The sequence below is a fragment of the Streptomyces sp. NPDC058459 genome (genome assembly GCF_042721685.1).
Taxonomy (GTDB): domain Bacteria; phylum Actinomycetota; class Actinomycetes; order Streptomycetales; family Streptomycetaceae; genus Streptomyces.
Map to the genome: position 1 here is coordinate 1 of NZ_JBHXLV010000062.1, position 11,234 is coordinate 11,234.

Annotated in this window: 8 protein-coding genes and 1 pseudogene; 2 read left to right on the forward strand and 7 right to left on the reverse strand. The window is 72.6% G+C overall.

Annotation, left to right across the window (positions count from 1 at the left end; all coding sequences use genetic code 11):
* Positions 1–32: 32 nt before the first annotated feature.
* Positions 33–1,301: an LCP family protein gene (locus ACFWN1_RS14370; RefSeq protein ID WP_384361228.1), complete on the reverse strand. Its 1,269-nt coding sequence runs from the start codon at positions 1,299–1,301 to the stop codon at positions 33–35.
* A gap of 118 nt (positions 1,302–1,419) precedes the next feature.
* Between ACFWN1_RS14370 and ACFWN1_RS14375 the strand changes: the two genes are divergently transcribed.
* The gene (locus tag ACFWN1_RS14375; protein WP_384361231.1) at positions 1,420–1,968 is read left to right on the forward strand and encodes an acyl-CoA thioesterase; all 549 of its coding nucleotides are present in this window, start codon (positions 1,420–1,422) and stop codon (positions 1,966–1,968) included.
* A 107-nt stretch (positions 1,969–2,075) separates the two neighbouring features.
* On the opposite strand, the gene ACFWN1_RS14380 is transcribed toward ACFWN1_RS14375, so the two are convergent.
* The 5 genes from ACFWN1_RS14380 to ACFWN1_RS14400 all read right to left on the reverse strand — a co-directional run bounded on the left by ACFWN1_RS14380 (position 2,076) and on the right by ACFWN1_RS14400 (position 9,613).
* On the reverse strand, positions 2,076–3,449 hold the full coding sequence (locus ACFWN1_RS14380) for an LCP family protein (RefSeq protein WP_384361234.1): 1,374 nt from the start codon (positions 3,447–3,449) through the stop codon (positions 2,076–2,078).
* Between the two features lie 421 nt (positions 3,450–3,870).
* Positions 3,871–5,511, reverse strand: a complete 1,641-nt coding sequence (locus ACFWN1_RS14385) for an LCP family protein (RefSeq protein ID WP_384361237.1) — start codon at positions 5,509–5,511, stop codon at positions 3,871–3,873.
* Between the two features lie 102 nt (positions 5,512–5,613).
* Positions 5,614–7,359 (reverse strand): LCP family protein, encoded by a 1,746-nt coding sequence (locus tag ACFWN1_RS14390; protein ID WP_384361240.1) that lies wholly within the window; start codon positions 7,357–7,359, stop codon positions 5,614–5,616.
* A gap of 231 nt (positions 7,360–7,590) precedes the next feature.
* Complete coding sequence (locus ACFWN1_RS14395; protein ID WP_384361243.1) at positions 7,591–8,751, reverse strand: LCP family protein; 1,161 nt, start codon at positions 8,749–8,751, stop codon at positions 7,591–7,593.
* 106 nt (positions 8,752–8,857) lie between these two features.
* Positions 8,858–9,613: a TIGR03089 family protein gene (locus ACFWN1_RS14400; RefSeq protein WP_384361246.1), complete on the reverse strand. Its 756-nt coding sequence runs from the start codon at positions 9,611–9,613 to the stop codon at positions 8,858–8,860.
* 250 nt (positions 9,614–9,863) lie between these two features.
* On the opposite strand from ACFWN1_RS14400, the pseudogene ACFWN1_RS14405 reads away from it, so the two are divergent.
* Positions 9,864–10,148 (forward strand): annotated as a pseudogene (locus ACFWN1_RS14405) (NDP-sugar synthase); the annotation flags it as partial.
* Between the two features lie 6 nt (positions 10,149–10,154).
* Here ACFWN1_RS14405 and ACFWN1_RS14410 read toward each other — a convergent pair.
* Complete coding sequence (locus ACFWN1_RS14410) at positions 10,155–11,165, reverse strand: DNA-3-methyladenine glycosylase family protein (RefSeq protein ID WP_384361249.1); 1,011 nt, start codon at positions 11,163–11,165, stop codon at positions 10,155–10,157.
* Between the last annotated feature and the right edge of the window lie 69 nt (positions 11,166–11,234).

Sequence of the window (11,234 nt, forward strand, 5' to 3'; positions counted from 1 at the left end):
GTGCGGGGGAGGCGCCTTCGGCGCGTACGGGCTCAGTTGCCCGAGACGGTGACCTTCTCGTCGTTCTTCAGCTCGTCCACCAGCGTCTTCACCTTCGCCTTGTCCCAGACGAGGTTGCCGCCGACGGAGCCGGAGACGGGCATGTTCAGGGACGTGCCGTCACCGCCGTTGACGCCCTTCATCGCCCAGAACATCGAGGCCAGGTCGAACAGGCCCATGTCCTTGTCGACGCTGAGGGAGTCCAGGCCCGCGCCCATCGTCGGATAGAACTTGAAGGGGTTCAGCACGGTCGAGGGGGTCGCCACCTGGTGGGCCAGCGCCGCGAGGAACTTCTGCTGGTTCTTGGTCCGCTCCAGGTCGGAGGCGGCGAAGGCGTGCCGGGTACGGACGAAGGCGAGGGCCTGCTCGCCGTTCAGCGTCTGCTCGCCCGCCTGGAAGTCGGCGCCGGAGTACTTGTCCTTGAACCCCTTGTCGATCTTGATGTCGACGCCCCCGACCGCGTCCACGATGTTGGCGAAGCCGGCGAAGCCGATCTCCACGTAGTGGTCGATGCGCAGCCCGGTGTTGTACTCCACGGTCCGGGTCAGCAGGGTCGGCCCGTCCTCGGCGTAGGTCGCGTTCAGCTTCGCGTGCCGGCCGCGCGCCGGGTAGACCTTGCCGGAGGTGGAGCCCTTGTAGGAGGGGACGACCACGTCGGAGTCGCGGGGCAGCGATATCAGGGTGTCGCCGTTGGAACCGACGTGCAGGATCATCACCGAGTCCGTGCGCTGGCCCTCGGCCGAGCCGGTGTGGAGTCTCTTCTTGTCCTCGCTGGTCATGCCCTTGCGGCTGTCGGAGCCGACGATCAGATAATTGGTGCCCTCACCCCCCTCGGGGCGGTCGATCACCTGGGAGAGGTCGACGTCCCGGTTGAGCTTGGAGTCGGCCCAGAAGTACGTGGCCACCGACGTGACGAGCAGCACAGCGGCCAGGGTGATCGTGCCCACCTTGATCCGGCGGCCCCAGTCGGGCGCCGGGCGGGGTGCACGGACACCGGCCGGGGCGCCGGGGCCGCCCGTGCCGCCGCCGTACACCTGGGCGGTGTTGAAGCCGCTGTCGTAGCCGTCGTGGCCCTGGCCGTCGACGTACGACTGCTGCCTGGGCACCCCGCCGCCGTACTGGGGCGCACCGGCGCCGGGGGGCGCGGCCGGGCGTCGTACCTGCCGCATCACGCGCGGGGCTTCCGGCTGCGCACCGGCGCTGCCGCGTCCGTAGCGGGAGCCGCGCTCGTCGTCGGACCATCCCTCGGGCCAGTCATTCATGCGCCCCAGTGTGCAGGGTGCCGACCGATGCCTTACAAGGGTTGTCGGAAAATCGGAGCGCCTCTGTTGCGAACCCGACATAAATTCCGCGAAAGCGGCTCAGCATAGGGTGGGGGACATGACAGACCAGGCGCCGGCCGCTTCTCCGGAGATCCCGGGCAAGCCCACTTCCGCTTCCCGCACCACCCTCAGCCACATCATGACCCACAACGACACCAACCTGCTGGGTTCGGTGCACGGTGGCGTGATCATGAAGCTCGTCGACGACGCCGCGGGCGCCGTGGCGGGCCGCCACTCCGGGGGCCCCGCCGTCACCGCGTCCATGGACGAGATGGTCTTCCTGGAGCCGGTGCGGGTGGGTGACCTGGTCCACGTCAAGGCCCAGGTCAACTGGACCGGCCGCACCTCCATGGAGGTCGGGGTGCGAGTCCTGGCCGAGCGCTGGAACGAGTCCGCGCCGCCCACCCAGGTCGGCTCCGCCTACCTCGTCTTCACCGGCGTGGACGGCGACGGCAAGCCGCGCCCGGTACCCCCGGTGCTCCCGGAGACCGAGCGCGACCGCCGCCGTCACCAGGAGGCCCAGATCCGCCGCACCCACCGCCTCGCCCGCCGCCGCGCCATCCGCGAACTCCGCGAACGCCGCGCGGCGGAGGGCATCACCGACTGAACACCCGCGGCCGAGCACGGCCTGGGGCCGCGTCCCGCGTGGGCCCGGACGGGGCCGCCCGCGTGGAGGCCGAGGGCGGCTGTACCCCCCGCCCAAGCCGCGCAGCGCTACGCCTGGCCCGAGCACACCACCTCGTCGCCCCGGACCACCGGGGCGTCCGGGGTGGCGATCTGGGGGGCCCTGACCGGGTGGACGGACTTCCAGTCGGTGCCCGCCGTCACGCGGAGGACCGGGCCCAGGCCGGGGACGGGGTGGAGTTCGCTGCCGGGCAGGGCCGTGGCCAGGGAGCGGGCGGAGCGGTCCCAGCGGGGGTCGTAGGAGATCACCGTGCGGGCGGCGGCGTGCGCGGCGGCCACCGGCCGGCGGGTGGTGGCGAAGCCGGTCGCGGCGAGCGCCGCGTCCACCTTGCGGCCGAGCCCCGCCGCGCCGGTGGCGTTCTCCACCCGGACCCGGACGGAGTGCGGGTCGACCTCGACCGTCGTCGCCGGCGGAGCCTTCCTCGGCGGGTGCGCGGCGAGCGGCTTGTCGTCGCGCAGGTTCGCGAAGAGCCGTTCCGACTTGACCGGGTCCCACTTCAAGGTCGAGCCGATGCCCTTGACGGCGAACCCCATCTGCCCGATCGGCACGGTGGTGAACTCCGAGGACGAGGGCGAGAAGTTCCGCATGGCCCGCCCGAGGTCGAGCAGCTCGTCGGTGCCGAAGCCGTTGTCCGCCCGCACGGAGCCGAGCACCGCCCGGGTCACGTCCCGGAACCGCATCGGGTTGAACAGCACCCCCGAGGACGTGGCCCGCTCGATCAGCGCGGCCATGAACCGCTGCTGGCGCTGCATCCGGCCCAGATCGCTTGCCCCGTCGACATGCCGGGCGCGGACGTACTGGAGCGCCTGTCCGCCGCCCAGGGTGTGCGGGCCGGGCGCGAGGTCGAGCCCGGTGTAGGAGTCCTTCAGCGGGCTCGGGGTGCAGATCTTCACCCCGCCGAGGACGTCCACCGTCTTCATGAAGCTGGTGAAGTCGACCTCCAGATAGTGGTCGATCTTCACGTGCGTCATCGCCTCCACCGTGCGCACGGTGAGCTGCGGCCCGCCCTCGGCGTACGCCGCGTTCAGCTTCATCGGGTGCGGGTGGTGCCGCTCACCGGTGGTCTGGTCGATGTGCTCGGGCACCTCGGTGTACGAGTCACGCGGCAGACTCACCACGCTGGCCCGCTCCCGGTCCCCCGAGATGTGCACGATCATCACCGTGTCCGTGCAGTGGCAGGGCGCGCCGCCCAGCCGGTACACGCGCCGCTCCTCCTCGGTGATCTTGTCCCGGCCGTCGGTGCCGACCAGCAGGACGTTCGTGCCGTGGCCGGCGCGGGGCCGGTTCTTCATGTCCTTGAAGGCGTCGACCCGGGCGATACCCGAGTCCAGGCCGGTGACGACCGCGTGCCCGATCCCGGCCGAGGCGAGCACCGTCACCGACAGCGCGGTCACCACCCGCACCGGCCAGCGCGGCCGCCGCCTGCGGGCGACGGGCCGCCGTACCCGGCCGGCCGGCCGCGGCCGGCGCTGCGGCCTGGAGGCACCACCCGCACCACCCGCACCTCGGGCGGAGGGGGAGGGGGGCCGGGGCGGTCTGGGCAAGGGACACCTCCGGGCTGCGGCCGTACGTGGGAATGTGATCACCGTAGGCCGATACGATCTCCAGCCCGCGTCGCGGCCACGGCGGCGCGCACCGGTGTCCCCCGTTCGCGGTAACGCCAGCCGCCTGTGGACGCCGAGCCCGACGTGCGGCATCCCGCCGTTGCCGTGATCATGCCCGTGCTCCACGAGGAGCGGCGGCCGCGGGGGGCCGTGGGTGACGACACGAAGGGCTCCTCCCGCAGCCGGGAGGAGCCCTTTCGCCCGCTGTCGGCCGAGAGGCCTACCAGCGGTACGGCTTGTACACGTCCATGCACGAGGTCCGGTCCGAGCCGTTGATGGCGTCCGTGCCGCCCGGCAGGTCACCGGCCTTCGGCGCGGCCTTCTTCCGGTAGGTGTCCCCGGTACGCCAGTCCGCGCCGACCACGACCGTCACTCCGGAGACATCGGTGGAACGTTTCACCTGCCTCGCCGGGATGCCCAGCGCCTTGGCCACGGCCTGCGCGTCACCCTGCAAGTCGGCGCTCGGGTAGCGCACCACCGTCTCGTCGGCGGGCGCTGCCGCCGAGGTGTCCGCCTCGGCCAAGCCGTACCCCTTCGCCTCCAGGGCGCTCGCCACCGCGCCGGCGCGCCCGCTGACCGGGGCCAGCGTGCTGGTCCGGGTGCCGTTCCGCACCCGCACCCCGAGCCGGCCCGGAGCGGCCGACGGCGCCTTGGCGGGCTCGGCCTCCGCGACGGCCTTCTTCGCCGGCTTGCCGTTCTTGTCGAGCGCCACGTCCTCGCGGAGCATCTGCCACAGCTTGTCGGCGCTGGCCTGCACGGGCAGTACGTGGGACGAGTTCTGCGGGTCCTCGTAGTTGGGCATGGTCAGCGAGGTGATGCGGTCGGCCGGCACCGCCTTCAGCTCCATACCGAGGTCGTAGAGCTTCTTGACGCTGCCGATCTCGTCGGACACGGTCAGGGACTTGGTGGCCGCCTCCGCGAGGTCCGTCAGCCTGCCGCTGTCGGTGAAGACGTTCTGGCCCTTGAGCGTGCGGATCATCGAGTTCAGGTACATGTGCTGGGCGCGGGCGCGCATCACGTCGCTGCCCCAGGCGTGCCGGGTGCGCAGCCACTGGAGGGCCTGCTTGCCCTGCACCTTGTGCGTGCCGGCGGTCAGCTTCAGCCCGGAGCCGCCGCGCTGTGCGGGCGTGGAGCGGTCCCAGACGTTCTGTCTGACGCACACCCCGACGCCGCCGATCGCGTCCGCCATCCGCACCACACCGGCGAAGTCGATCGTCATCCAGTGGTCGATGTAGACCCCGGTGAGGTTCTCCCACGTCGCCAGCGTGCAGCCGGCGCCGCCCCGGGCCAGCGTGACGTTGATGATGTCGTTGGTTGCCGGGTAGACCTTCCCGGTCTTGGCGTCCTTGCACTCCGGGATGTCCACCCGGGTGTCCCTGGGAATGCTCACCATGGCGGCGCTCTCCCGGTCCGCGGACACGTGGATCAGCATCTGCACGTCGCCCAGGGGCGGGTTGCCGCGGTCGTTCCTGCTGCCGCCGAGCTTGACGTTCTCCGCGGAGGCCCGGCTGTCGGAGCCGATCAGCAGGATGTTCAGCGGGGTCTGGCCGTCCGCGTTGGGCTGGGCACGGTGCGCCCTGGAGTCGTCGCTGCCGCTGCGCGCCCCCGCCCGGATGTTGCCGTTGAGATGCTCGTAGTACAGGTAACCGGCGCCGGCCGTCCCTAGTATCAGCAGCGCCAGCACGCTCGCCGACCAGCGCAACACGCGCCGTCCGCTCCGCCGGCCGTCCCGCTGCCTCCCGCCACGGCGGCTGCCGCCGCCCCTCCTTGAGCCTCCGTCGCGCGGGCCGTCGGCCCTCGGCGCGCGCTCTCTGGTGTTCTGCGCCACCGAACCCCTCCCCCGAACCCGACTTTGCGACAACTCCTCGTCCTTCCACCACACACGCAGCAAACGGGCCCGTCCCGCGCCTGGTTAGACGCACGACAGGCTCGATGGGTTACCCGGACGCGCCCGACGGGTGGTCTAGGAGGCGCATTCGACCTTGTCCGCCGTGGACTTGCCGGTTACTTCCGGCGCCTTGGCCGGGGCGGTGAGCGAGATGCCCGCGCCCTTGAAGTCCTTGCCCAGCGTCAGTGACATCGCCGGGAGTCCCTGCGCGTTGTCGACGCTCCTGCCCGGCTTCAGCGCCGCGCCGGACAGGCCCATGAGGGCGGCCAGTTCCCGCGCCTGCGGCGCCTGGTCGGGCGCGTACTCCAGAACCGTCCTGCTCACCTCGGCCGGGGCGTTGCCCGCGTTCTCCGACTTGAGGATGCCCTTCTCGGTCTGCATCCAGTTGAGGGTCTCCTGCGCGCTGCCGGCCACCGCACCGCCGTTCATGACGCGCACCCGCACCTCGGACGGCGTCGACCTGCTGCCCTTGAGCCGGGCGGCCTGGGCGTCCTTGGCGGCCTTCTCCCTCTTCTTGACGTCGGTGAAGGAGACGTCGCCGTTGATGGCGTCGAAGATGGCGGGGGCCAGGCCCTGGTCGACGATGACCGTCTTGTGGACGACGCCGTCCGCCGGGTTGTCCTTCACCGGCACCGTCATGAAGGTGATGTTCTTCGGCGGGACCTTCTTCAGCTCCAGGGCTATGTCCTTGAGCGTGCCCACCGACTTGATGCCCTGGTCGACGGTGAGCGCCTTGGTCGCGGCCTCGGCCAGGGCCAGCAGCTTGGCCGGGTTGGTGAGGGTGTCGCCGGAGGACATGTCCCGCATCAGCGAGCCCATGAACTGCTGCTGCACCTTGATCCGGTCCAGATCGCCCGCGTTCCCCCAGGCATGCCGGGTACGGACGAACGCGAGCGCCTGCTCGCCCTCGACGTCGGACTCCCCGGCGGGCAGGTCCAGGTGGGAGTCCTTGTCCTTCACCGCGTGCTTCAGGCACACCTTGACGCCGCCGACCGCCGAGGTCAGCGTCTTGACCGCGTTGAAGTCGACCATCATGAAGTGGTCCGGCGTGATGCCCGTGACCGCCTTCACCGTGCGCATCGTGCAGCCCGCGTCGCGTCCCTCCTGGCCGAGGCTCTCGTTGAAGCGGACCTGGCTGGAGCCGGGAACGACCTTCTTGCTGCCGTCGCTCTGGTTGGTCTCGCAGTCCGGGACGTCCACGACCAGGTCACGGGGGATGCTCAGCGCCGTCGCGTTCGTGCGGTCCTTGGCGACGTGCAGCAGGATGTTGGTGTCCGCGTGGCCGACGCTGTTCTTGTCGCCGTAGCCCTCGTTGCCCTTGCCGGTGCGGCGGTCGGTGCCGATGATCAGGATGTTGAAGGCGTCGTCCTTGCTGAAGCCCTGCTTGGCCGCGCTGCCGACATCGGTCGCCGAGACGTTGCCTTCCAGGTGCTTGAGGTAGAGGTAGCCCGCCGAACCCACGGCCACCAGCACCAGCGCCATACCGCCGCCGGTCCACGCGACGATCTTCTTGGCCTTCGACTTCTTCTTCACCGGGCGCCGGTTGCGCCGTCCCGGCGGCGGCTCCGGCTCGGCACCCCGGCGGCGGCGCGGCTGCGGCACCTCGGCCCCCCGCTCCGGCGCCCCCCGTAGCGCCGCGCCCCCGCCGCGTTCGGCCTCCGGATCGGCGGGACGACCCCGCCGGGAAGTCCGCGGCGCGGGAACCGGCGAATGCGGTGCGGAACTGCCCAGTCGCAGTTCGTATTCGCCGGTGTTCGGATTGAGTACCCACTGGTCTGCGGGGTCGATGTTCTCCGCCCGCCCACGGCTCTGCGCGTCCACGGTTGTCCGAATCCTCCGTCGGGGCCACGCGGCGCCTTCCCCCTCGTAGGCGCTCGGGTCTCGGTAAACGGTGCGCGGTCGGAGGACGTACCTCGCGGGCCGGGGCACCGGATCGCTCACACTATCCGCCCTGTTCAGCGTCGAGCGACGCTGGTGACGAATTACACGTTCCTAGAACTGGGCAATCCCGCTCATTCCTCTGGACAGAAGTTCGCCGATTTGGTGTGGGGATTACTCACACGTGTGCGCGGCGGCGGTGCTGCCCCGGTATGTGGGGGTGGCCGACGGATTCCCGCCCGCGTCGTCGCCGGGGGCTTTCCCGCCGGTTTCCGGTGAAGTGTCCGCCACTTCGACGGGCCGGTCCGCACGCAGCCGGGCGAACAGCTCACGGGCCTCCGGCTGCACCAGCTGGTCCCGGTCGGAGTCGTAGACGTACGCCTCGCGCGGGGCCGTGAGGAACCGCACATGTTCGGTGGGGATGTCGCGCAGCCCCCGGACCAAGCGGTACAGACCGCGCAGACTGGCCAGTTCGGGGTCGGTGGTGAGGGCGGAGGTCGCCGCGTCCAGCACCGGATACAGCTTCACCGGGTTCAGCAGCACGTCGTCGCTCCGCACCCTCTCGACCAGCGCGCCGAGGAACCGCTGCTGCCGGTCCATCCGGTCGGTGTCGCTGCCGTCCCCGAGCGACTTGCGGGCCCGTACGTAGCCGAGCGCCTGCTCGCCGTCGAGCGTGACCCGGCCGGCGGGCAGCTTCAGCTTGGCCGCCTTGTCGTCGATCGGCTCGCGCAGGCACACCCGTACCCCGTCGACGGCGTCCACCAGCTGCTTGAACCCGCTGAAGTCGACGACCATGTGGTGGTCGACCCGGATGCCGGTCAGCTCCTCGACGGTACGGATAGTGCAGGCCGAACCGCCGACCTGGAAGGCGTGGTTGAACATGGAGAACGCCTGCCCGGCCTGCCCGCCGCCGGTGCGCCAGCAGGCCGGGACGCGCACCATCAGGTCACGGGGGACCGAGACCGCGGTGGCACTGCTCCGGTCGGCCGCGAGATGGAGCAGGATCGTGGTGTCCGAGCGCTCGCTGCCGGTGTCCCGCCCGTACTCGCCGTTGTCGCTCCCGGCGCGGGTGTCGGTGCCGATCAGCAGGATGTTCTGGGCGCCGGACACCAGCGCTGTGGGCCGCTCCTCGTCGTAGCGGGCCAGCTCCCGCGCGGCCGCCTCGTCCGGGGTGATGTTGTCGCTGAGCCGGACGTAGAGCGCCCAGCCGACCCCGCCCGTGGCCAGGAGCAGCACCGCCGCGCCGAGCGCGCCGCCCTTCAGCCACCGCCGCCTGCGCCGCCGCGCGAGCCCGTCCCCGGTGGCCGAGGCGCCGGGCAGTGCCGAGTCGGGCACGGCGGCACCACCCCTCGCGGTCGTCGGACGCAGGCTCTGCTCCTACGACCATGGCCGCGTGAACGGCGCTGAGCCGCCCTTTGCTGGTCCGAACGGGCGGCGGCCCTCAGTGCCGGGAGGCGGTCACCCGCTCGGTGTCGATGCGCTGCGCCAGCGCGTCGGCGGACAGCTTGCCGAGGTTCCTGCACAGCACCACGGAGCCCCCGACAGCAAGCGGCGCGTACAGCCCGGCGCTCAGCCCGGCCCAGGTGTCGTACGGCAGCCCGGACAGCAGCCGGGAGCCCGGCCCGGTGAGGTCCAGCCCGGGTGCGTCGGCGAGCGCCCGCTCCACCACCTCGGCCGCGCTGAACTCGGCCCCGGCCACGATCAGCGCGGGCTCCTCCGGGTCCACCGGCGCGAACGGGGCGAACCGGTCGCCCTGGCCAGGCACCTCGGCGGCGTAGTCCATGAAGCCCTCCGGGACCCGGGGGAACCGGCCGCCCAGCGGGCGCAGCGCCATGGCGACCCGCTCACCCCGGCACGCCCGCGCCTCCTCCAGGGTGTCCGGCCCGCTCACCACCACATCGGCCGCGCCCGGGTTCCCGGACACGTCGGCCACGGCGCCCACCGACGCGCACGCCAGCAGCCACACGGCGGTCTGCCAGTGCGCGGGCAGCAGCAGGGCGACCCGGTCGCCGGGGGCCACGGACAGCTCGCCCTGGAGCAGATTGGCGGTCTTGGCCACCCAGTTGGCGAAGGTGGCGACGGACAACTCGACGCGTTCGCCCGTGGCGTCGTCGTAGAAGGTCACCAGGGGGCGTCCGGGGTCCGCGGCGAGCGCGGAACGCAGCAGGTCGGCTGGGGTGCGATCGGTGGCGTTCACCCACGCAAGGGTACGCGGGCCGGGCCGGGCCCGACGGCCGCTCAGGTACGGGTGCCCGCGCCCGTACCTGAGCGGTGGCCGGCTGCGTACGACCGGGGGACGGCGCACGCCGGCCGCGCTGCCCTGGGGCACCGTCGCACCGCACGCAGACGTTCCGCCGGTCCCGGCAGGAAGCGGAGACGACAGGTGACAGAAGCGATCCTCCTGGGCGGCGGCAAAGGACCCCGGCTGCGGCCGCCAGCGGCGCACACGCCCAAGCCCATGCTCCCGGCGGCCGGGACACGGCACGGTGGTGGGCGAGGGCGCGTTCGTCGCCCGGGGGGGCGCGTGTGCGGGTCCACGATCCTGCCGGAGGCGGTCATCGAGCCCGGCGCGGTCGTCACCGACTTCCCCATCGGCAGCCGGGCCCCCGTCGGCGAACGGTCCGTCCGCACCGGCGCGGTGGTCGCCGCCGACAACGAGCCGCGGGACGGGGTCCGGGTGTGGTGCGACGCGCACCCCGGCGGGCGCGGCCAGGTTCTCCTCGGACCGGTAGCCCCGCTCACCACCGGCCGATGTCCGTCTTCCGCATCTTCGGGTGCCGGCGGGCCGGCATGTCGCCGCTCAGCAGGACGTAGCGGGCGGCCCGGTGCCGCTGGCCCCCGGCGGCGTACGGCTCCAGCAGGCGCAGCATCTCCGCGTCGTCCGCGTCCCGGTTCCCGGTCAGCGCCCAGCCGATGATCCGGGGCAGATGCAGATCGCCCGTGGTCACCGCGTCCGGCGCCCCATGGGAGCGCTGCACCACCTCGGCCGACGTCCACGGGCCTACGCCGGGTACGACCTCCAGCAGGGCCCGCGCCTCGGCCGGGGGCATCTCCGCCGTCTGCTCCAGCCGCGCGGCGAGCCGGACGGCCCGCAGGATGGTGGAGGCCCGCTTGTCGTCCACGCCCGCCCGGTGCCACTCCCAGGACGGGATCAGCGCCCAGGTCCGGGGCGCCGGCATCACCCACATCGGGCGCTCGCCCGTACCGGCGGGCCCCGGCGCGGGCTCCCCGAACCAGCTCACCAGCCGCCGCCACGCCCGGTAGGCCTCGTCGGCGGTGACCTTCTGCTCCAGCACCGTGGGGATCAGCGACTCCAGCACCAGCCCGGTCCGGGTCAGCCGGAGCCCGGGGCGCCGGTGCCGGGCCAGCGCGACCTGGCGGTGCCGGGGCTCGAAGAGGCCGGGCTCGTCGGCGGCGCCCAGCAGCTCGGGCAGCCGGTCCAGCAGCCAGTCCGCACCGGGCCCCCACGCCTCGCCGCGCACCTCGCCGCCGCACGCGTACACGCGCAGCGTGCCCGGCCCGGCGGGGGTGCGGGTGGCGCGCCACACCGAGCCGTCGCGCGTCGCGCGGAAGGTCGGGTCACCGCCGCCGCGCCGCAGCGGCCCCAGCACCAGGCCGAGGTCGAACGGCCCGTCCGGCACCCACGCCCGCGTCCGGGACCCGGCCGCCTGCCGGGGCACCACGGGCGCCGGAATCCCGTCGCGCACGGTCGCGTGCGACGGGGGCCGGGGGGCGAAACGTCCTGCCACGGGGAGAGGTCCTAGGGGTGCGGATGGGGCGGGGGTGTCCTACGAGACTAGGGCCTCTCCACCCGACCC